General features: G+C 74.0%; 18 protein-coding genes and 5 tRNA genes. 15 read left to right on the top strand and 8 right to left on the bottom strand.

Going from position 1 to position 20,367, the window contains the following annotated elements; translation table 11 throughout:
• Positions 1-9 precede the first annotated feature (9 nt).
• Both IG88_RS0117265 and IG88_RS0117260 read left to right on the top strand, forming a co-directional pair.
• Positions 10-510, top strand: coding sequence for a sigma-70 family RNA polymerase sigma factor (locus IG88_RS0117265; RefSeq protein ID WP_031041434.1), 501 nt, complete (start codon positions 10-12; stop codon positions 508-510).
• Positions 511-568: 58 nt separating this feature from the next.
• Positions 569-1,066 (top strand): GNAT family N-acetyltransferase, encoded by a 498-nt coding sequence (locus tag IG88_RS0117260; RefSeq protein WP_031041432.1) that lies wholly within the window; start codon positions 569-571, stop codon positions 1,064-1,066.
• A gap of 22 nt (positions 1,067-1,088) precedes the next feature.
• Here IG88_RS0117260 and IG88_RS0117255 read toward each other — a convergent pair whose 3' ends face one another.
• Both IG88_RS0117255 and IG88_RS0117250 read right to left on the bottom strand, forming a co-directional pair.
• Positions 1,089-1,523, bottom strand: coding sequence for a hypothetical protein (locus IG88_RS0117255; RefSeq protein WP_031041429.1), 435 nt, complete (start codon positions 1,521-1,523; stop codon positions 1,089-1,091).
• Between the two features lie 4 nt (positions 1,524-1,527).
• Positions 1,528-1,887: a hypothetical protein gene (locus tag IG88_RS0117250; protein ID WP_031041426.1), complete on the bottom strand. Its 360-nt coding sequence runs from the start codon at positions 1,885-1,887 to the stop codon at positions 1,528-1,530.
• Positions 1,888-2,528: 641 nt separating this feature from the next.
• Between IG88_RS0117250 and IG88_RS0117245 the strand changes: the two genes are divergently transcribed.
• The 8 genes from IG88_RS0117245 to IG88_RS0117210 all read left to right on the top strand — a co-directional run bounded on the left by IG88_RS0117245 (position 2,529) and on the right by IG88_RS0117210 (position 13,802).
• Positions 2,529-3,584 carry a methionine ABC transporter ATP-binding protein gene (locus IG88_RS0117245; RefSeq protein WP_031041423.1) on the top strand — a complete coding sequence of 352 codons (1,056 nt, stop codon included), beginning with the start codon at positions 2,529-2,531 and terminating at the stop codon, positions 3,582-3,584.
• Positions 3,581-4,318: a methionine ABC transporter permease gene (locus IG88_RS0117240; RefSeq protein WP_031041420.1), complete on the top strand. Its 738-nt coding sequence runs from the start codon at positions 3,581-3,583 to the stop codon at positions 4,316-4,318. Before IG88_RS0117245 ends, IG88_RS0117240 begins: the two co-directional genes overlap by 4 nt.
• Before the next feature lie 71 nt (positions 4,319-4,389).
• Positions 4,390-5,217: a MetQ/NlpA family ABC transporter substrate-binding protein gene (locus tag IG88_RS0117235; RefSeq protein ID WP_031041417.1), complete on the top strand. Its 828-nt coding sequence runs from the start codon at positions 4,390-4,392 to the stop codon at positions 5,215-5,217.
• Between the two features lie 159 nt (positions 5,218-5,376).
• Complete coding sequence (locus IG88_RS0117230; RefSeq protein WP_031041415.1) at positions 5,377-6,015, top strand: GNAT family N-acetyltransferase; 639 nt, start codon at positions 5,377-5,379, stop codon at positions 6,013-6,015.
• Between the two features lie 116 nt (positions 6,016-6,131).
• On the top strand, positions 6,132-7,358 hold the full coding sequence (gene cbiE, locus IG88_RS0117225) for a precorrin-6y C5,15-methyltransferase (decarboxylating) subunit CbiE (RefSeq protein WP_031041411.1): 1,227 nt from the start codon (positions 6,132-6,134) through the stop codon (positions 7,356-7,358).
• A 373-nt stretch (positions 7,359-7,731) separates the two neighbouring features.
• Positions 7,732-11,478, top strand: a complete 3,747-nt coding sequence (gene cobT, locus IG88_RS0117220) for a nicotinate-nucleotide--dimethylbenzimidazole phosphoribosyltransferase (RefSeq protein WP_031041409.1) — start codon at positions 7,732-7,734, stop codon at positions 11,476-11,478.
• Between the two features lie 271 nt (positions 11,479-11,749).
• A complete protein-coding gene (gene cobA, locus IG88_RS0117215) occupies positions 11,750-12,982 on the top strand; it encodes a uroporphyrinogen-III C-methyltransferase (RefSeq protein ID WP_031041406.1) in 1,233 nt (410 codons plus the stop codon).
• Between the two features lies 1 nt (position 12,983).
• Positions 12,984-13,802 (top strand): TrmH family RNA methyltransferase, encoded by an 819-nt coding sequence (locus tag IG88_RS0117210; RefSeq protein WP_031041403.1) that lies wholly within the window; start codon positions 12,984-12,986, stop codon positions 13,800-13,802.
• Between the two features lie 138 nt (positions 13,803-13,940).
• Here IG88_RS0117210 and IG88_RS0117205 read toward each other — a convergent pair whose 3' ends face one another.
• A complete protein-coding gene (locus IG88_RS0117205) occupies positions 13,941-15,377 on the bottom strand; it encodes a serine/threonine-protein kinase (protein WP_037836071.1) in 1,437 nt (478 codons plus the stop codon).
• 609 nt (positions 15,378-15,986) lie between these two features.
• On the opposite strand from IG88_RS0117205, the gene IG88_RS0117200 reads away from it, so the two are divergent.
• The 3 genes from IG88_RS0117200 to IG88_RS0117190 all read left to right on the top strand — a co-directional run bounded on the left by IG88_RS0117200 (position 15,987) and on the right by IG88_RS0117190 (position 17,757).
• Positions 15,987-16,169 (top strand): hypothetical protein, encoded by a 183-nt coding sequence (locus IG88_RS0117200; protein ID WP_031041398.1) that lies wholly within the window; start codon positions 15,987-15,989, stop codon positions 16,167-16,169.
• Positions 16,170-16,435: 266 nt separating this feature from the next.
• Positions 16,436-17,371, top strand: coding sequence for a phosphotransferase family protein (locus IG88_RS0117195; RefSeq protein ID WP_031041397.1), 936 nt, complete (start codon positions 16,436-16,438; stop codon positions 17,369-17,371).
• Between the two features lie 101 nt (positions 17,372-17,472).
• Positions 17,473-17,757: a zf-TFIIB domain-containing protein gene (locus IG88_RS0117190; protein WP_031041394.1), complete on the top strand. Its 285-nt coding sequence runs from the start codon at positions 17,473-17,475 to the stop codon at positions 17,755-17,757.
• Positions 17,758-17,812: 55 nt separating this feature from the next.
• On the opposite strand, the gene IG88_RS0117185 is transcribed toward IG88_RS0117190, so the two are convergent.
• The 5 genes from IG88_RS0117185 to IG88_RS0117165 all read right to left on the bottom strand — a co-directional run bounded on the left by IG88_RS0117185 (position 17,813) and on the right by IG88_RS0117165 (position 18,275).
• Positions 17,813-17,884: transfer RNA gene (locus IG88_RS0117185), tRNA-Val, on the bottom strand.
• A gap of 25 nt (positions 17,885-17,909) precedes the next feature.
• Positions 17,910-17,981 (bottom strand) — tRNA-Val (locus tag IG88_RS0117180).
• Between the two features lie 36 nt (positions 17,982-18,017).
• Positions 18,018-18,089, bottom strand: a tRNA-Val gene (locus IG88_RS0117175).
• Between the two features lies 1 nt (position 18,090).
• A tRNA-Cys gene (locus IG88_RS0117170) sits at positions 18,091-18,164 on the bottom strand.
• A gap of 38 nt (positions 18,165-18,202) precedes the next feature.
• Positions 18,203-18,275 (bottom strand) — tRNA-Gly (locus tag IG88_RS0117165).
• Positions 18,276-18,452: 177 nt separating this feature from the next.
• On the opposite strand from IG88_RS0117165, the gene IG88_RS0117160 reads away from it, so the two are divergent.
• Complete coding sequence (locus IG88_RS0117160; RefSeq protein WP_031041392.1) at positions 18,453-19,517, top strand: chorismate-binding protein; 1,065 nt, start codon at positions 18,453-18,455, stop codon at positions 19,515-19,517.
• Positions 19,514-20,335, top strand: coding sequence for an aminotransferase class IV (locus tag IG88_RS0117155; RefSeq protein ID WP_031041390.1), 822 nt, complete (start codon positions 19,514-19,516; stop codon positions 20,333-20,335). Before IG88_RS0117160 ends, IG88_RS0117155 begins: the two co-directional genes overlap by 4 nt.
• The last annotated feature ends 32 nt before the right edge of the window (positions 20,336-20,367 follow it).

Below are 20,367 nucleotides of genomic sequence, written 5' to 3'. Positions count from 1 at the left end.
GACGTGCGTATGACGCACGACCTGGTCGCCTCCCTGCGCCCCCTCCTCACCGCCGAGGCCACGGCCGAGGCCCACGCCTCCGGAGCCGAGCCCGGCGACCTGGAACAGGCGGTCTGGCTGCGCCTGTTGGAACGCCTGGAGACCGAGGGGCCGCCCGCCGACCCGCACCGCTGGCTGCGCTGCGCCGTGCGCGCCGAGGCCCGCCGCGCCCGGCGCAGGACCCGCGACGAGCGGCCCTACGGAACCGAACCCGCCTCAGCCGCCGAGTATGCCCACGAGCCCGAGCGCCTCGCGCTCGCCGCGGCCCGGCACCGGGCCCTGCGGGACGCCGTGCGCCGGCTGCCGGGTCGCTGCCCCCAGGTGCTGGAGGCCCTGTTGTCGCCCAGAGACCTCACATACCGGGAAATCGCGGGGGAGTTGGGTATCTCACAGGGAAGTCTTGGGCCGGAACGCTCCCGATGTCTGGGATGTCTGCGTCGATTGCTGACGCCGGAGGTTGCGGCCGGCTGAGGACGGGGATAGGAGTGGGGGACCCACAGGTGATCAGGTGAGCGGGAGGCATGCGCACATGGGCATGAGCGTGACCATCTCGGCGGCGACCGAACAGGATGCCGAGCAGATCTTCCGGCTGCAGTACCTCTGCTTCCAGAGCGAGGCGGCGCTGTACGCCAACTACCGCATCGACCCGCTCGTCCAGACCCTGGACTCCGTGCGCGAGGAGGTCGCCGCCGACTGTGTCTTCGTGGCGCGGCTCGGCGACGAGGTCGTCGGCTCGGTCCGGGGACGGGTGACCGAGGACGGGGCGGCGTCCATCGGCAAGCTCTGCGTCCACCCCCGCCTCCAGGGCCACGGCATCGGGGCCCGGCTGCTGCGGGCCGCCGAGTCCGCCCTCGGCGGGGAGCGCGGCGCCAAGCGCTTCCGGCTGCACACCGGGCACCGCAGCGAGAGCAACCTGCGGCTGTACCGCCGGGTCGGCTACGAGACGGTGGGGACCGCCGAGGGCGCCGACGGCGTACCCATGATCGTCCTGGAGAAGCCGGCGGAGACGTACGCGACCACGGCCTGAGCCGCCGCCGGGCCCGGCGGCGCTACGCGGTGCGGGCCCGGCGCAGCCAGTACAGGGCGGACAGCGGCAGCAGGACCGGAATGAAGAGGTACCCCATCCCGTAGTCCGACCACACGGTCGCGTCGGGGAAGGCGGACGGCTCCACCAGTGTCCAGGTGCCGACCGTCAGGACACCCGCCAACTCGGCGGCGCAGCACACCAGCGCCGCTCTGCGGGCCTTCTCGCCGCCGCGCACCAGGGTGTACGTGATGAATCCGTAGACGACGCCCGCGACGGCCGACAGCGAGTAGGCGAGCGGCGCCCGGTCCAGCTCGGTCGCGATCTGGTACACGGACCGCGACACCGCGCCGACCACCATCACGCCGTACAGCCACACCAGCAGGATGCCCGGCCCGCTGATCAGGCGCTGCCGGGTCTGCTTCTCCCGCGCGGCCGTCGTGTTCTCCTGCGTGGCCATCGAGTCAGCCTCCCCAGATGTCATAGAGCCGGACCTCCAGGACGGCGAGGACGACACCGCCGGCCGCGACCGTCACCGAGCCCCAGCGGGTGCGCTCGGCCAGCGACATGAACCCCGCCGCCGGCACACAGGCGAAGGCGCCCAGCAGATACGCCACGAAGATCGTCGTGCCCTGCGCCGGTTCCTCGCCCCGTGCGAGCTGCACGACACCGACCACGAGCTGGACCAGTGCCAGGACCGAGACCACGGCCATGCCGATGAAGTGCCAGTCCTTCGTCGGCTGGTCACGGTAGGCGGCCCAGCCGCACCAGGCGGCGAGCAGCAGCGCGGCGACGCCGGTCACCAGCGTCAGGACGTCAAGCATGGCAGCGAGCCTATTACGGCCGAACGGGCCCGCCGCCCCCGACCCCGTGGGCCCGCCGCCCCGGCCCCGGGGGACCGCGGGGCCGAGGCGCGGACCGTGGCGTTGGCCACAGCCGCCGGGCCGGTGGACCCGGCACCGCCCCGGACGCCGGCGGGCTCCCGCCCCCGTCCGCACTGGTCACCGAGGACGGGACCGGGATCCCCGTGCGGGACCGCGCCGCGCCCCCGCGTCCGTCCACCGTCCAGCACTGTCCACCATGCGGACGGCGATGCCCGCTCGCGGGAGCCGGTCTGCTTTACTGATCCGCATGAGCACCACGAGCGACCGCACCCCTGCGACCGAGGCGACCACGACGCCCGGTGCTCGTTGTATGTGCCGCCGAATGTGCGCCTTCTAGAGGGCCCCCGCACCACCTGAGCCTCGCGCCCCGAAGCGAGCGCCCGGCCCTGTCCGCCCGCGCCCGGCGCGGGACGCGGCCGGGCCACGCCCCGCGCACACGTTTCTCCCCGGTCCCACCGCCAGGGCGCACCGCCACCGCGAGAACCGTGCCGCGTTCCGAAGGACCCCGAGCACCCGAAGAACAACGCCCCGTGCCCGGCGCACACCACCGCGCCGCGCACTCGACAGTGACGGAAACCCACGTGATCACCACATCGGGCCTGACCAAGGTCTATCGTTCACGCGGCCGTGAGGTCACCGCCCTGGACGGCGTCGACCTGCACGTCCGCGAGGGCGAGGTGTACGGCGTCATCGGCCAGTCCGGCGCCGGCAAGTCCTCGCTCATCCGCTGCGTCAACCTCCTGGAGCGCCCCACCGCCGGCACGGTCACCGTCGCCGGCCAGGACCTCACCGCGCTGGCCGGGCGCGGCCCCCGCGCCGGCCGGGAACTGCGGCAGGCGCGCAGCCGTATCGGCATGGTCTTCCAGCACTTCAACCTGCTCTCCTCGCGGACCGTGCAGGACAACGTCGAACTGCCGCTGGAGATCCTCGGCACGTCGGGGAAGGAACGTTCCCGCAAGGCGCTTGAGCTGCTCGACCTCGTCGGCCTCGCCGACAAGGCCCGGGCCTACCCCGCCCAGCTCTCCGGCGGCCAGAAGCAGCGCGTCGGCATCGCCCGCGCCCTGGCCGGCGACCCCAAGGTCCTGCTCTCCGACGAGGCCACCAGCGCCCTCGACCCGGAGACCACCCGCTCCATCCTGCAGTTGCTGCGCGACCTCAACCGGCAGCTCGGGCTCACCGTCCTGCTCATCACCCACGAGATGGACGTCGTCAAGAGCATCTGCGACTCGGCCGCCCTCATGGACCGGGGCCGCATCGTCGAGTCCGGCACGGTCGGCGAACTCCTCGCCACCCCGGGCTCCGAACTGGCCGCCGCGCTCTTCCCGGTCGGCGGCGAGGCCACCGGGGACGACCGCACCGTCCTCGACGTCACCTTCCACGGCGAGGCCGCCACCCAGCCCGTCATCTCCCAGCTCTCGCGCACCTACAACATCGACATCTCGATCCTCGGCGCCGCCATCGACACCGTCGGGGGCCTCCAGGTCGGCCGGATGCGCATCGAACTGCCCGGCCGCTACGAGGACAACGTCGTGCCCGTCGGCTTCCTGCGCGAACACGGCCTGCAGATCGACGTGGTGAACGACAAGCCCGACGAACCGGCCACGCCGGCTCCGCTGGTGAAGGAAGGTGCCAAGTGACCTGGTCGCAGATGCAGCCGCTGCTGGAGCAGGCCTCCTGGGAGACCCTGATCATGGTCGGCTGGTCCACCGTGATCGCCGTGGTCCTCGGGCTCCCGCTCGGCGTGCTCCTCGTCCTCACCGACCGCGGCGGCCTGTTGCAGAACGTCGTGGTCAACAAGGTCATCGGGCAGGTCGTCAACATCGGCCGCTCGATGCCGTTCATCATCCTCATGGTCGCGCTGATGAGCTTCACCCGCTGGGTCACCGGCACCACCATCGGCAGCGAGGCCGCGATCGTGCCGCTCGCCATCGGCGGCATCCCCTTCTTCGCCCGGCTCGTCGAGACCGCCGTGCGCGAGGTCGACGGAGGGCTCGTCGAGGCCGTCCAGTCCATGGGCGGCAACACCTGGACCGTCGTCCGCAAGGTCCTGGTCCCCGAGTCGCTGCCCTCGCTGATCGCCTCCACCACCACCACGGTCATCGCCCTCATCGGCTACTCCGCCATGGCCGGCACCGTCGGCGGCGGCGGCCTCGGCGACCTCGCCGTCCGCTACGGCTACCAGCGCTTCGAACCCGGCTTCATGTGGATCACCGTCGCGCTCCTCGCCGTCGCCATCTCGCTCATCCAGCTCGCCGGCGACTACGCCGCCCGCACCCTGCACCGCCGCGGCGGACGCGGCGGAGCGGCGCCCCGGCTCCGGCTGCTCCGGGCCAAGGAGCCCGCCCCGGCCGACGTGAGCAAGGCCGCGTAGCCCGAACCCCCACCAAGACTCCCCGTCCGTCACCCGGACGGGGCGGCACCACCTCAGGAAAGGCACTTTTCGTGCGTAACACCGCCAAGATCACCACCGCTGTCCTCGCCGCCGGAGCCCTCACCCTGGGGCTGAGCGCCTGCGGCTCGGACAAGGACTCCGCCTCCGACACCTCCGGCCCGCTGGTCGTCGCCGCGAGCCCCACCCCGCACGCCGAGATCCTCAACTACGTCAAGGACAACCTGGCGAAGAAGGCGGGCCTCGACCTCGAGGTCAAGGAGTTCACCGACTACGTCACGCCGAACACGGCGACGGAAGACGGCTCCGTGGGGGCCAACTACTTCCAGACCCAGCCCTACCTCGACGACTTCAACAAGAAGAACGGCACGCACATCGTGTCCGTCGTCGACGTGCACCTGGAGCCCCTCGGCCTCTACTCCCACAAGGTGAAGAAGGCCGACGACCTGAAGAGCGGCGCGACCGTCGCCGTTCCCAACGACACGGTCAACGAGGGCCGCGCGCTGCAGTTGCTCGCCGCCAACGGGATCATCGGCCTCAAGGACGGCGTCGGCACCGCGGCAACCCCGGCGGACATCACCAAGAACCCGAAGAACCTGAAGTTCAAGGAGCTGGAGGCGGCCCAGACCCCGCGCTCCCTGGACGACGTGGACGCGGCGGTGGTCAACGGCAACTACGCCATCGAGGCCGACCTGAAGCCCGCCCAGGACGCCCTCGTCCTGGAGAGCGCCAAGGGCAACCCGAACAGCAACCTCCTCGCCGTGAAGGAGGGCCACGAGGACGACCCGCGGGTCGAGAAGCTCGCGAAGCTCCTCAACTCGCCCGAGGTGAAGAAGTTCATCGAGGACAAGTACGACGGCGCGGTCCTGCCCTCGTTCTGACCCCGGCCCCGGCCCGCGCCCGCGGGCCGGACACCGCGTCACCCACCGGGTCCGCTCCGTGCCTGCGGGGCGGACCCGGTGGTGCGGTTGAGTGCTTTCATGCTGCATGCTGGGCAGTTCGAGCAGGCCCTGACGGTTACACAGGTTACGGAGCGGCGCATGACGAGCACCTTCCCCAACATCTCCATCAGCACGGAGCGGTTGGTGCTGCGCCCCCTCGACGAGGACGACGTCCCCGCGCTGGCCGCCATGATGAACGACGAGCAGGTCGCCGCCTGGACCGACGTCCCGCAGCCCTTCACCGAGGCCAACGCCGCCACCTGGATCGGCGAGTACGCACCCACCGAGCGCACCGCGGGCCGGGGACTCGACCTCGCGGTCACCGAGTTCCTCACCCAGCGGCTGGTCGGCGTCATCCAGCTGACCAAGACCAACTGGCACGTGCGCTCCACCGAGCTGTCGTACATAGTCGCCTCCTGGGCCCGGGGCGAGGGGTACGCCTCCGAGGCGGCGCTCGCCACCGCCCAGTGGCTCTTCGGCGACCAGAAGTTCGAACGCGTCGAGCTGCGCACCGCGGCCGACAACACCGCCTCCCAGCAGGTCGCCCAGAAGATCGGCTGCATCAGCGAGGGCGTGCTGCGCGGCGCCTGCATGGCGCGCGCACGCACCGACGACGGCGTCTGGACGGACGTACGCACCGACTTCATCGTGTGGAGCCTGCTGCCGGAGGACCTCGAAGGCGCCACCGGAGAGCTGACCGGCGCCGACGGTTTCACCACCTTCACGGACTGGAACTGATACACGGGGGCCACCCGCGCCACCACCCGAGCCCAGGCCGCACCGGGTAACCTCCCGGAGCGCGCCCGCGAGGGCCGCGCGACCACCACCTGCGAAAACCCTGGAGACTGACGACGATGGCCGACCGGGTCACGGTGATCGGCTGGGACGGTTCGCCGCTGACCGCCGCGGCACGCTCCGCACTGGGTGCCGCCACGCTGGTGGCCGGCGCCGCACACCACCTGGCACTTCCCGAGGTGCCGCCCGCCGCCGAACGCATCCGTCTCGGCAGCGTCGCCCTCGCCGCCCGCCGCCTCGCCGCCCACCGCGGTACGACGGTCGTCCTGGCCGACGGCGACCCCGGCTTCTTCGGCGTCGTACGCACCCTGCGGGCCCCCGAGTTCGGCCTGGAGGTCGAGGTCGTCCCCGCCGTCTCCTCCGTGGCCGCCGCCTTCGCCCGCGCCGGAATGCCCTGGGACGACGCCCAGGTCGTCGTCGCCCACCCCCGGACGCTGCGCCGCGCGGTGAACGTGTGCCGCGCCCACCCCAAGGTCGCCGTCCTCACCTCGCCGGGTGCCGGGCCGGCCGAACTCGGGCTGCTGATGGAGGGCGTCCACCGCACCTTCGTCATCTGCGAGGAACTCGGCACCACCCGGGAACGCGTCACCGTCGTCACCTCCGACAAGGCCGCCGACCACACCTGGCGCGACCCGAACGTCGTCATCGTGGCCGGCGGCAGCACCGGCCCGGCCACCGCGGGCGACGGCGCCGGCTGGATCGCCGGCCGCGACCCCGCAGCCGGCCCGCGCGGCTGGTCCCTGCCCGCCACGGCGTACGACGGTGACCTCGGCGAGGGCGAGACCGACCTGCTCCGCACGGCCCAACTCGCCCGGCTCGGGCCCCGCCTCGGCGACCTCGTGTGGGACATCGGCTGCGGCAGCGGCGCCTTCGCCACCGAGGCCGCCCGGGCCGGCGCCGCCGTCATCGCCGTCGACCGGGACCAGGGCGCCTGCGCCCGCACCGAGGCCGCCGCGCGGCGCTTCGGCGTCCAGCTCCAGACCGTCAACGGCACCGCGCCCCACGTCCTGGAGAACCTCCCCGAACCGGACGTCGTCCGCGTCGGCGGCGGGGGCGTGGCCGTGGTCTCCGCGGTCGCCGACCGCCGCCCCCAGCGCATCGTCGCGCACGCCGCCACCCGCGACGCGGCCGAACTCGTGGGCAGGGACCTGACGGAGCACGGATACCGCGTCGAGTGCGCCCTGCTCCAGTCCGTCGGACTCGACACCCGCGCCTGGACGGAGACGGAGCGGAGCGTCGCCTTCCTGCTCAGCGGAGAGATCGTGCGGCGCGAAGCACCCCGCTGAGGACCGGCGACGACCGCGCCCCGTGATCGGTTGTTCATACTGCGCGGGGTAGGCTGGCGGATTGTTGTACCGCGTGCGGACACCCGGCAGTTCGTCGGGCGATGTCCGTAAAGAGCCGTTCCCGCGGGGGCGGGTGTGGTACGGCAGAACCGGAGGACGCGCAACGTGGCGCAGTCCACAGCGGGCCGTCGCGGATCAGGCTGTCGTGGCGGGGGAACGGCCGCGACAATGCCACTCAATGGCTTTGTCGTCTTTTCCTGCGGGTCGTTCGTGCCGCTGGGCACGCACGCTCGTTCTTCACTGTGGGGCGGTCGGTGCGCCGTCCCGGGTGAGCTGGTCGTAGAAGCACTAACCGATGGGCGAGGGGTTACGCATGACCGACACCGGCCAGATCCCGGGCGAGGGGCTGCCGGAGAACGCAGGCATGGTGGAGCAGCCGGGCGTCCCCGCACCCGGCGCGTACACCTACCTCTCCGAGGCCACCGCCGAGGACGAGGACCTGTTGTTGCTGCCGGGAGCCCAGAGTGCCTGGGGCAACGAGGTCGCGCCGCCGGCGCCGGAGCCGGTCGTCGAGACCGTCCACCAGCCCGGCCCGCACGAGATGTCCGGCCGTGACAGCGGCTCGGTCGACCTCGGGGGCGTCCGCCTGCCGGACCCGGCGCAGGACACCGCGTCGGCCCCGGTCCCGCCGCGCCGGCCCCTCCACCTCGGCCCGCCGATCCCGGACACCTCGGCGAGCCCGGTCCGCTCCCTCGCCGACCGCGGCCCCGCCGACGTGCCGGTACGGCAGTCCGGCCCGCCGACCGTGGGGCCCGAGTACCTCGACGTCCCGCAGGCCGCCGTGGCGGCCCCGCAGGCGGCGGCACCCTGGGGCGCACAGCCGGCGCCCGCCCCGCAGGCGCCGGTGCCCGCCGGGGCGGGACATGCGGAAACGGTTGTTCCGGTACCGGAGCAGACAGCCGACCAGGCAGCCGCCCAGGCAGCCGAGCCGGGGGGCGCCGCCGAGGCGCTCGTCGCCCGAGTGGCGACGGAGGCCGTGGCGGCGACGGGTGCACCGGCCACGACTGCGGCCGCCGGTGAGCCGGGCGAATCGCCCGAGCAGCCCGCACCGCAGGCGGCCCGGACCGAACAGGCCGAGCAGACCGAACAGGCGGAGCAGACCGAACAGGCGGCGCCGGTCGAGCAGGTGGACGAGCCGCGGCCGGCCGTGCAGGGCGGACAGCCCCAGCCGGTCGTCCAGGCCGAGCAGGCGGAACGGCCCGAGCAGGCGGAACGGCCCGAGCAGGCGGAACGGCCCGAGCAGGCGGAACGGCCCGGGCAGCCGGAGCAGGGCGGTGCGGCCGTGCAGGGGGTGCCGGAAGAAGCCGTCGTGCCGCCGGTCCCGGACGCCGACGCGCAGCAGGCCGCCGCTCCCGCACAGGACGCCGTACCGGCTCCGGCCCAGGACGGCGGCGTACCCGCCCCCGAAGCGATCGCCGTCGCACCCGCTCCGGAGGCCCAGGAGATCCCCGGGCAGCAGTCCGCACCGGAGGCGGCACCGGCCGACGCCTCGGAGGACGACGCGGAATCCGAGGCGGCCGACGCCCCCGAGGCCCCCGCGGCGCAGGAAGCCGCACGGCCCGAGGCACCCGGACCCGAGGCACCCGAGCCCGGGACCGCCGAAGCAGAGCCCGAGGGCGCCGATGCCCGGGGTACGGACGCGCCCGAGCCCGCGGCGGCGCCCGAAGCGGCGGCCCCCGAGCCCGCCCCGGAGGCCCCGGAGGCCCCGGAGGCCCCGGAGGCCCCGGAGTCCCCGCAGCAGCCCGCGCCCCCGGTCCAGACGCAGCCCGCCCAGGGCCCCCAGTCCCTCGCGGACACCGGCGTACGGCAGGAGCAGGAGCCCGCGCACGAGCAGGAACCCGCGCACGAGCAGGAGGTGACCGTGGCCGAGGGCACGCACGAGACCGCCGGGACGGCCCCGGCCGCCACCGGCGCCCCCGTGCCGGAGCCGCAGCCCGCTCCCGCCCAGGCTCCCGCCGCCCCGTCGGCGCAGCCCGGGGAGCCCGTCGGCCGGTTCGTGCCCGTCGACGGCGCCCAGGTGCCCACCACCCCGCACCTCGCGCCCACGCCGCCCGAGTCCGTACTGGTCCCGCCGGAGGCCCCGGCTCCGGAGCAGGCCGCCGTACCCGCACCGCGCGAGTCCGGCCCCGCACTCCTCCAGAGCGCCGACGACCTGGACACCCGCGGTGCGGGTCAGGAGGACCACGCGACGGAAGCGCCGCCCGAGGCCACGCACCCGGCGCCCGCGGCCGTCCCGGACGCGTCCGCCGCGCAGGAAGCCACCGCGCCGCAGGAACCCGCGCACGACGCGCACACGGCCGCAGCCGCCGAGGCACGACGGTCCGCCGGCCCCGCGGCCCCCGCCTACGACGACGCCGAACGCGAGGCCGTACTGAAGGTCATGCGCGAACGCCGCGACATCCGCAACGGCTTCCGCAGCGACCCCATCCCGCACGAGGTGCTGCTCCGCGTCCTGGAGGCCGCGCACACCGCGCCCTCCGTCGGCCACTCGCAGCCCTGGGACTTCGTCGTCATCCGCAGCGCCGACACCCGCCGCGCCATGCACGAACTGGCGATGCGCCAGCGCGACGCGTACGCGAAGTCGCTGCCCAAGGGCCGGGCCAAGCAGTTCAAGGAACTGAAGATCGAGGCAATCCTCGACACCCCGGTCAACATCGTCGTCACCGCCGACCCGACCCGCGGCGGCCGGCACACCCTCGGCCGCCACACGCAGCCGCAGATGGCGCCGTACTCCTCCGCCCTCGCCGTGGAGAACCTCTGGCTCGCCGCCCGCGCCGAGGGCCTCGGCGTCGGCTGGGTCAGCTTCTTCGACGAGCGCGAGATGGTCCGCGCCCTCGGCCTGCCCGAGCACCTGGACGTCGTCGCGTACCTGTGCGTCGGATACGTCGACGAGTTCCCGGACGAGCCCGAGCTGATGCAGGCCGGCTGGTCCAAGCGCCGCCCGCTGTCCTGGGTGGTCCACGAGGAGACGTACGGCCGTCGCGCGCTGCCCGGCGAGGCGCCGCACGACCTGCTCGCCGAGACCGTCGCGCAGATCCGCCCGCTGGACGCCAAGGCGCTCGGCGAGGCATGGGAGCGGCAGAAGCGGATGACCAAGCCGGCCGGCGCGCTCGGCATGCTGGAGATCATCTCCGCCCAGCTCTCCGGACTGTCCCGGCAGTGCCCGCCGCCCGTCCCGGAGCCCGCGGCCGTCGCGGTCTTCGCCGGTGACCACGGCGTGCACGCCCAGGGCGTCACCCCCTGGCCGCAGGAGGTCACCGCCCAGATGGTGGCCAACTTCCTGGGCGGGGGAGCCGTGTGCAACGCCTTCGCCACCCAGGTCGGTGCCGAAGTGTGCGTCGTGGATGTCGGCGTCGCCACCGACCTGCCCGCCACGCCGGGCCTGCTCCCGCGCAAGGTCCGCGCGGGCACCTCCGACATGACCACCGGTGCCGCGATGACCCGCGAGGAGGCCAAGCAGGCCATCGAGGTCGGCATCGAGACCGCCCGCGACCTGGTGGCGGCCGGCAACAAGGCGCTGCTGACCGGTGAGATGGGCATCGCGAACACCACCGCGTCGGCCGCGCTCATCTCCGTGTTCACCGGCGCCGACCCGGCCGAGGTCACCGGCCGCGGCACCGGCATCAACGACGAGACGCTGGCCCGCAAGACCGAGGTGGTCCGCCGCGCCCTCGAACTCCACCAGCCGGACCCCGCCGACCCGATCGGCGTGCTCGCGGCGGTGGGCGGCTTCGAACACGCGGCCATGGTCGGCCTGCTGCTCGGCGGTGCCTCCCTGCGCACCCCGGTGATCCTGGACGGCGTGAGCGCCGGCGCCGCCGCCCTGGTGGCCCGCGCGATCGCCCCCGAGGTCCTCGCGGCCTGCATCGCCGGCCACCGCAGCGCCGAGCCCGGTCACGTCGCCGCGCTCAACAAACTGGGCCTGCGTCCGCTGGTCGACCTGGACCTCCGCCTGGGCGAGGGCACCGGCGCGCTGCTGGCGCTCCCGATGGTGCAGAGCACGGCGCGGGCCATGCACGAGGTGGCGACGTTCGACTCGGCGGGGGTCACCGAGAAGTAGCGGCCGCACGCCACGGGGCCCGGAACCACGGTGCCGGGCCCCGCCGGTCTGCCGTACCCGCAGTACCCACCCGCGACCCGCAGTACCGCGGTACCCACCCGCAACCCGCAGTACCGCAGAACCCACCCGCAGTCCCCGCCCGCAGTCCCACCCGGCGTCCGTCCACCGACCGGACCAGTGGTCCACCCACCGGACCGTCCGGGCCCCCACGGGCCACCCCGCCGTAAAATCCGCACGTCAGCGCCACCGCCGCAAGAGGAGCCGTCCCCTCATGGCCGAACACCCCGCCTACCCCGTAGGCCTCCGCCTCACCGGCCGTCGCGTGGTCGTCCTCGGCGGCGGGCAGGTCGCCCAGCGCCGCCTGCCCGCCCTCATCGCGGCCGGCGCCGACATCCGCCTCGTCTCCCCGGCGGCGACCCCGTCCGTCGAGGCCATGGCGGACGCGGGCGAGATCGCATGGGAACGGCGTCCCTACGCGGAAGGGGACCTCGCCGACGCCTGGTACGCCCTGATCGCCACCGGCGACACCGCCGCCAACAACGCCGCCTCCGCCGAGGCCGAGCGGCACCGCGTCTGGTGCGTCCGCTCCGACGACGCCGACCGCGCCACGGCGTGGACCCCGGCGACCGGACACAGCGAGGGCGTCACCGTCGCCGTGCTCACCACCGACGCCCGCCGGCGCGACCCCCGCCACACCGCCGCCGTCCGCGACGCGGTGGTGGAGGGCCTGCGCGACGGCACCCTCGTCGCCCCGCACCGGCGCACCCGCACCCCCGGCGTCGCCCTGGTCGGCGGCGGCCCCGGCGACCCGGACCTCATCACCGTCCGCGGCCGCCGCCTGCTGGCCGAGGCCGACGTCGTCATCGCCGACCGGCTCGGCCCCCGCGACCTGCTAGCCGAACTGCCGCCGCACGTCGAGGTCATCGACGCGGCGAAGATCCCGTACGGCCGTTTCATGGCCCAGGAGGCCATCAACAACGCGCTGATCGAACACGCCAAGCAGGGCAAGTCGGTCGTACGGCTGAAGGGCGGCGACCCGTTCGTCTTCGGGCGGGGCATGGAGGAGGCGCAGGCGCTGGCCGAGGCGGGCATCGCGTGCACCGTGGTCCCCGGCATCTCCAGCTCGGTCTCGGTTCCCGGCGCGGCCGGCATCCCGGTCACCCACCGGGGTGTCGCCCACGAGTTCACCGTGGTCAGCGGGCACGTAGCCCCCGACGACGAGCGCTCCCTGGTCGACTGGCCTTCCCTGGCCAGGCTGACCGGGACACTCGTGATCCTCATGGGCGTCGACAAGATCGGCCGGATCGCCGAGACCCTGGTCGCGCACGGCAAGTCCCCCGACACCCCGGTCGCCCTCGTCCAGGAGGGCACGACGGCCGCCCAGCGCCGGGTGGACGCCACCCTCGCCACCGTCGCCGAAGTGGTCGTCGCCGAGGAGGTCAGGCCGCCCGCCGTCATCGTCGTCGGCGCGGTCGTCGCCGTGGGCCCGCACGGGACGGTCTGACGTGGCCGGCCTCATCACGATCGACGACCCCGACGACCCGCGCCTGTACGACTACACGGGCCTGACCGACGTCGAGCTGCGCCGCCGCCGGGAACCCGCCGAGGGCCTCTTCATCGCCGAGGGCGAGAAGGTGATCCGGCGGGCCGGTGAGGCGGGCTACTCGATGCGCTCGATGCTGCTGTCCGCCAAGTGGGTCGACACCATGCGCGACGTCATCGACGCCGCCCCGGCCCCGGTGTACGTCGTCGATCCGGCGCTCGCCGAGCAGGTCACCGGCTACCACGTGCACCGCGGCGCCCTCGCCTCGATGCGGCGCAAGCCGCTGCCCACGGCGGCCGGTCTCCTGACGGCCGCCCGTCGGGTCGTCGTCATGGAGTCCGTCAACGACCACACCAACATCGGCGCGATCTTCCGCTCCGCCGCAGCCCTCGGCATGGACGCGGTCCTGCTCTCCCCGGACTGCGCGGATCCGCTCTACCGACGCAGCGTCAAGGTCTCGATGGGCGCGGTCTTCTCCGTGCCGTACGCCCGCCTCGACGTCTGGCCGGCCGGCCTGCGGGAGGTCCGCGAGGCGGGCTTCAGGCTCCTCGCCCTCACCCCCGACGAGCGGGCCGAACCCCTCGACGCGGTCGCCCCGCACCGCATGGACCGGGCCGCCCTCATGCTGGGCGCCGAGGGCAGCGGCCTGTCGCGGCGGGCCCTGGAGGCGTCCGACACGTGGGTGCGCATCCCGATGTCCCACGGCGTCGACTCCCTGAACGTGGGCGCGGCGGCCGCGGTCGCCTTCTACGCGGTGACGGCGGGACGCCCTCCGGCGTAGACCGTCGGGCGACCCGAGCCGGGTCCGCCCGCCGGCTGTGAACCGTCCGTGGTCTCGGAGCCGGGTCCGTCTGCCGGTCGTGAACCGTCCGTGGTCTCGGAGCCGGGTCCGTCTGCCGGTCGTGAACCGTCCGTGGTCTCAGAGCCGGGACGCCCGCTGCTCCGGAAGGCCGCCGGGCGGAGCATCCGTCCGCTCCTGCTGGGCCGCCCGCACGCCGCCCCGGTCGTCGCCGAGCCCGCGCGAGGGTCCCTGACAGCCCTGTGCGGCGGCGATGCCCAGCGCGACCAGCAGCGTCACCACCACGAACACGAACAGGCGCTGGCGCAGCAGCCGCGGATTGGCGGGCCGCCGCCAGCCGGTCCCCGTCGTCCGCGGCGCCGTACGGCCGGCCCCGCTGCGGGGTGCGGGACGGCCACCGTCGTGGCGCGAGCCGTTCCGGCCGGTCGTGTCGCGGGAGGGGTGAGCGGACCTGGACCCGGACCGCGCCCCCGAAGCACCGCCCCGCGACGGCGCGCCACCGCGCGGGGCCCCACCGCCGCGCGAGGGCGCCCCACCGCGCGACGGCACGGAACCCCGGGACGCGGACCCCCGCGACCCCGACGTGCCGCGCGGTGCCGGAGTGCCCTGCGCACCCGCCCGGCCCTGCGGACGCCGCTGGGCGCGCTCCGGGTAAGTGTCGGCGAGCCGGCCCGTGGGCACGTCCGCCTCCCCGGCACGCGGCGCGGGCGGCCGTACGTCGGCCATGCCCTGGGCCTCCCGGGCGGCGATCTCCTTGAGCCGCAGCGACAGTTGCAGTGTGCTGGGGCGTTCCTCGGGGTCCTTGGCCAGACACGCCCGCACCAGAGGGGCGAGCGCGTCCGGGACGCCGTGCAGCATGGCCTCCTCGTGCACCACGCGGTAGAGCATCACCTCGGAACTGCCGTGCCCGAAGGGCGAGTCGCCCATCGAGGCGTACGCCAGCGTGGCGCCGAGCGAGAACACGTCCGTCGCCGGAGTGACCGCCGCCCCGCGCACCTGCTCCGGAGCGAGGAACCCGGGGGAGCCGACCGCGGTGCCGACGTGCGTGAGCGTGGAGGCGCCGGTGGCCCAGGCGATGCCGAAGTCGATGATCCGCGGCCCCTTCGGGGACAGCAGGATGTTGGACGGCTTCAGGTCCCGGTGCACCACCCCGGCCTCGTGCACGGCGACCAGGCCCTCGGACAGCGCGGCGCCCACGGCCGCGACATCGGCCGCGACGAGCGGGCCGCCGTCGACGACCTTGTCGTGCAGGGAAGGGCCGGGCACGTACTGCGTGGCGAACCAGGGACGGTCCGCCTCCAGGTCCGCGGCGACCAGCCGCGCGGTGCAGCCGCCCCGGATGCGCCGGGCCGCCGACACCTCGCGGGCGAACCGCGACCGGAACTCCTGGTCCTCGGCCAGGTCAGGCCGGATCACCTTCAGCGCGACCCGCTGCCCCTTCTTGTCGGAGCCCAGGTAGACCACGCCCATCCCACCCGCGCCGAGCCGCCTGTGAAGCCTGAACGAGCCGACGACGCGCGGGTCCTCGCGCCTCAGGCGCATCATCGCCATGTTCATCCCCGCTGCCCGGTCCCTTTGACGTGCCACAGCTTACGTTTCCACGGCCGCCCGCGCGCAGAGGCCGCGCCCTCTCGGGACAACGGATTGTCAGTGCCCGGCGCGAGAGTTGAGGCGGGGTCAGCGAACGCCGGTCCGCACCCGCCGCGCACCGCCCGTGATCCCAACCCGCCGCCGCGGCCGGGGGATTGGCACGGGCAAGAGGGAGGGGGAGAGAGCGGGCGAGCGGGGCGGCACGACGCCGTACGGCCGACGCGCGGGGGCGGACGGAGCGGGACCGGGGGCGGCGGCGGAGGCGTACGGGAAGACGGCCGAAGTGAGCGAAGTCACCGGACACCACGGAGATACCCGGACACGGTGGGCACCCCGTCCGGGAAGACCCCGAGACCCGCTGGCCGGTCTCCACCCAGGGGAGTACGCGGCAGGTCGTGGCTCATCCTCCGGGAGGCCCGGCATTCGGTACGAGGGCATGACGTCGGACGATCGCCCGGCGCCTAGATTTGAGGTCAAGCGGCGGGTGCGGTACTCGTCCCCCGAGGTTCGGACACCCGCCGCTGCAACGAGACACCAGACACGAGACCGAAACAACGAACGGTCAGGAGAGGGACCATGGCCCAGACGGTTCCGCGGACGCTGGTCCGCAGCAGGCAGAGCCGCCGTCAGGGCCGTCGCCACCCCGCGGTGGCGACGCTCATGGCCCTGCCCCTGGCGGTCCTGCTCCTCCTCGTCTTCGACGGGTGGGAGACAGTGGCCACACAGGCGTCGTCCGTGGGTGTGGTGCTGGGGCGCTGAGCGGCGACCCCAGGCCCGGAAGAGCGGTCCGGGCGGGGACACCCATCCATGAAACCCCGTGGGGACGGGGGTGCGGCGGACGGCAAAATGCCGGCGCAGCTGGGGAGCTGCGCCGGCATTGCATTTCCCCCTCCCTCTCGCCCCTCCCTGTCTCACACCGCCCGGTTCCTCCCTCCCCGTTCCTCCCTCCCTGTTCCGGCCCGCCCCGTCCGGCACCGCACCGGCCGAGGAACCGGCGCCACCGGGCCCTGCGTACCCTCACCCGCGTGACCACGGACGCCCCCGCTCTCCTCCCCGCCCTTGAAGCCCGCGCCAGGGAGACGGCCCACGCCCTGAGCCCGGACTGCCCCTGCGGTGCGGCCACCCTCGCCGACCGCCCCGACGCCACCGTCGTCCGGCACGCCGGCACCGTCGCCAAGGCCCACGCCGCGGACGCCGACCCCGCCGAACTCGCCCTCCGTGTCACCGCCGCATCCCGCCTGCCCGGCATACTCCTGCCCCCGCTCGCCCCGGCCCCCGCCGTCCTGCACGGGAGGCTCGTCACCTACTGGCCCCACGGCACGCCCGTGGACCCCGACGACCCGGACGCGGCACCGTGGGAGGCCGCGGCCACCCTCCTCGCCCGCCTCCATCGCGCGCCGGCGCCGACCGCCGTACCCGTCATGCGCGGCCCCGCGAAGGCGGCCCTGGCCGTCGCCCGCCTCCACGACACCGCCCCCGGCCACCCCGGCACCGCCCCCGTGCTGCGGGCCTGGTCCGCGCTCCCCGCCTGGGCGCGCGGCGCGGCCGCCCCGCCGGACACGACCACCCTCTGCCACGGCGACCTCCACCTCGGCCAGCTCGTACGCCACCCCGCCCCCGACGGCCCCTGGCTGCTGATCGACGTCGACGACCTCGGCACCGGCGTCCCGGCCTGGGACCTGGCCCGCCCGGCCGCCTGGTACGCCTGCGGGCTGCTCCCGCCCGAGGAGTGGCACCGCTTCCTGACCGCCTACCGCGCGGCCGGCGGCCCCGCCGTCCCCGCCGCCGGCGACCCCTGGCCCGCCCTGGACGTCCCGGCCCGCGCCCTCACCGCGCAGACCGCGGCCAGGGCCGTCACCAAGGCGGTCCTGGCGGACCGGCCGCTGGACGAGGTGGAGTGTTCCCTCGTCGACGCCTGCACGCGCATGGCGGCCGTCCGGCCCGCTGACCCACGGGGTTGAGGCCAGGTTCCCCGCAGTAGGGTGCAACCGACCCGCGGCGGGACAGAGTCTGTCCTGGCGAGACGCGAAGCAGGACCGACCGGCGAGGAGTTGAGCCGAGCATGCAGTGCCCCAAGTGTCACGCACCGATGCACACCTACAACCGCAACGGCGTTCAGATCGAGCAGTGCAGCGGCTGCCGCGGCATCTTCCTCGACTACGGCGAGCTGGAGTCGCTGACCCGCCTGGAGGCCCAGTGGTCCCAGCCCGCTCCACCGCCGCCGCCCGCCGCGCCGCAGGCCTACCCGGCGGCCCCGGCTCCGGCATGGGGCGCCCCGCACGGCGGCCACGGCCACTACGGCCACCACCGCCACAAGAGCTTCGGACGGATGCTCTTCTCCAGCTGACCGGCTCACGACGAAGCCCCCGGCCGTGCGAGACGGCCGGGGGCTTCGGTGGGTGTGGACGATACTGGGATTGAACCAGTGACCTCTTCCGTGTCAGGGAAGCGCTCTCCCGCTGAGCTAATCGTCCTGGAAGCACCAGGTGCGGTACTGCGTGCGCGATACTGGGATTGAACCAGTGACCTCTTCCGTGTCAGGGAAGCGCTCTCCCGCTGAGCTAATCGCGCGGGGATCCTTGCGGACCGGAGATCCTTGCGGATCAGTGGACGATACTGGGATTGAACCAGTGACCTCTTCCGTGTCAGGGAAGCGCTCTCCCGCTGAGCTAATCGTCCTTGGAGGTGGAGACGGGATTTGAACCCGTGTAGACGGCTTTGCAGGCCGTTGCCTCGCCTCTCGGCCACTCCACCAGGAGTGTAGGAGACCCGGGAGGCCCCCTGTTCCTGCGAGCGGACGACGAGGCTCGAACTCGCGACCTCAACCTTGGCAAGGTTGCGCTCTACCAACTGAGCTACGTCCGCCTGTCGGTTCGGTCCGCTTGCGCGGCCCGGCGACGTGATGAACTCTAGCGGATTCCGGGGCCAGTACAAAAACGCGTTTGTGCAGCGTGCTGCGGTGCGCCCGCCCCCGGACCTGGTCAGGGCACCCGGAAGGACACGTTCGGGTCACCTGGGAGCCACCCGCCTAGACTCGGCGGCGTGCTCGACCTCCCTCCCCTCGCCCGCTTCGGTGACCGTGTCGCCACCGGTCTCCTCGACGTCACGAGCGACCCCGCCGCCCTCGAATCCGAGGGGTTCTGGGCCGTCTGCGCGGACTTCGAAGGCCGCCTGACCTGCGCACGCTTCGCCGACGTACGCACCGAACCGGTGCCCGCGCCCACACCCGGAGCGTGGCGCGGCCCGGCCGTCGGCGACTGGGCGTCCTCCCTCGACCGCGCCGCGTACACGGAGGGCGTACGGCGCATCCGCGCGCACATAGCAGCCGGCGAGGTCTACCAGGCCAACCTCTGCCGGGTGCTGTCGGCGCCGGTCGGGCCCGGCGCCGACGTGGACGCCCTCACCGCCCTGCTGGCACGCGGAAACCCGGCGCCGTACGCCGGAACGATCCGGCTGCCCGGGCACGGCGTCGAGATCGCCACCGCCTCGCCCGAGCTGTTCCTGCGCCGGGACGGCGGCACGGTCGAGTCCGGCCCGATCAAGGGCACCGGGCGGACCGAGGCCGACCTGCTGGAGAAGGACCACGCCGAGAACGTCATGATCGTGGACCTGGTCCGCAACGACCTGGGGCGGGTCTGCGCCACGGGCACGGTCTCGGTGCCCGACCTGTGCGCCGTGGAGAAGCACCCCGGCCTCGTCCACCTGGTGTCCACGGTGCGCGGCGAGCTGCGGACGGACGCCGGCTGGCCGGAGCTGCTGGCCGCCGCCTTCCCGCCCGGTTCCGTCACCGGCGCGCCCAAGGCGAGCGCCCTGCGGATCATCGACGCGCTGGAGACCGCGCCCCGGGGGCCCTACTGCGGGGGCGTCGGCTGGGTCGACGCCGACCGGGGCACCGGCGAGCTGGCCGTCGGCATCCGCACCTTCTGGCTCGACCGGACCGCCGACGGCCCCACCGCCCGGCTGCGCTTCGGCACGGGCGCCGGCATCACCTGGGGATCCGACCCGGAGGGCGAGTGGCGGGAGACCGAACTGAAGGCTTCCCGGCTGCTCGCGGTAGCGTCGGGAGAGTACGAGGCGAACGTGAGTGGAGAGGCGCTGGCGACGTGAAGATCTGGCTCGACGGCGGACTGCAGGACACCGAGGCCGCCCGCGTCTCCGTGTTCGACCACGGGCTGACCGTGGGCGACGGCATCTTCGAGACGGTGAAGGCGGTGGACGGCAGACCGTTCGCGCTGACCCGGCACCTGGACCGGCTGACCCGCTCGGCCCGCGGCCTCGGCCTGCCCGACCCGGACCTCGACGAGGTGCGCCGTGCCTGCGCCGCCGTCCTCGAGGCCAACCCGATGCCGCTCGGCCGGCTGCGCATCACCTACACCGGCGGCCACGGCCCCCTCGGCTCCGACCGCGGCGAGCAGGGCACCACCCTCGTCGTCGCCCTCGGCGCGACCACCCGCCGTCCCGACTCCACCGCCGTGGTCACCGTGCCGTGGACCCGCAACGAACGCGGCGCGCTCACCGGCCTGAAGACCACCTCGTACGCCGAGAACGTCGTCGCCCTGGCCCGGGCCCGTGAACGGGGCGCCACCGAGGCCCTGTTCGGCAACACGGTGGGGCAGCTCTGCGAGGGCACCGGGTCCAACGTCTTCGTCGTCCTCGACGGCGAGATCCACACCCCGCCGGTCGCCTCCGGCTGCCTCGCCGGCATCACCCGGGCCCTCGCGGTGGAGTGGACCGGGGCCCGCGAGACCGACCTCCCGCTGGACGTCCTGGACCGCGCCGACGAGGTGTTCCTGACCTCCACACTGCGGGACGTCCAGGCGGTGCACCGCGTCGACGACCGTGAGCTGCCGGGCGCTCCCGGCCCGGTGACCGCCAAGGCCATGCGCGTCTTCGAGGAGCGTTCCGGGGACGACCTGGACCCCTGATCCGGGCCCCGGGCCACGCACCCGCCCCGCGA

Source organism: Streptomyces sp. NRRL F-5650, assembly GCF_000721365.1.
Taxonomy (GTDB): Bacteria; Actinomycetota; Actinomycetes; order Streptomycetales; family Streptomycetaceae; genus Streptomyces; species Streptomyces ardesiacus.
Note: the sequence above shows the minus strand (reverse complement) of the source record. Positions and strands in the feature narration are given on the sequence as shown.

Coding starts and splice junctions, on each gene's coding strand:
- IG88_RS0117190 (WP_031041394.1), top strand. CDS start 17,473: ATGCAGTGCCCCAAGTGTCACGCACCGATGCACACCTACAACCGCAAC.
- IG88_RS0117265 (WP_031041434.1), top strand. CDS start 10: ATGACGCACGACCTGGTCGCCTCCCTGCGCCCCCTCCTCACCGCCGAG.
- cobT (WP_031041409.1), top strand. CDS start 7,732: ATGACCGACACCGGCCAGATCCCGGGCGAGGGGCTGCCGGAGAACGCA.
- IG88_RS0117200 (WP_031041398.1), top strand. CDS start 15,987: ATGGCCCAGACGGTTCCGCGGACGCTGGTCCGCAGCAGGCAGAGCCGC.
- cobA (WP_031041406.1), top strand. CDS start 11,750: ATGGCCGAACACCCCGCCTACCCCGTAGGCCTCCGCCTCACCGGCCGT.
- cbiE (WP_031041411.1), top strand. CDS start 6,132: ATGGCCGACCGGGTCACGGTGATCGGCTGGGACGGTTCGCCGCTGACC.
- IG88_RS0117255 (WP_031041429.1), bottom strand. CDS start 1,523: ATGGCCACGCAGGAGAACACGACGGCCGCGCGGGAGAAGCAGACCCGG.
- IG88_RS0117230 (WP_031041415.1), top strand. CDS start 5,377: ATGACGAGCACCTTCCCCAACATCTCCATCAGCACGGAGCGGTTGGTG.
- IG88_RS0117260 (WP_031041432.1), top strand. CDS start 569: ATGGGCATGAGCGTGACCATCTCGGCGGCGACCGAACAGGATGCCGAG.
- IG88_RS0117250 (WP_031041426.1), bottom strand. CDS start 1,887: ATGCTTGACGTCCTGACGCTGGTGACCGGCGTCGCCGCGCTGCTGCTC.
- IG88_RS0117205 (WP_037836071.1), bottom strand. CDS start 15,377: ATGAACATGGCGATGATGCGCCTGAGGCGCGAGGACCCGCGCGTCGTC.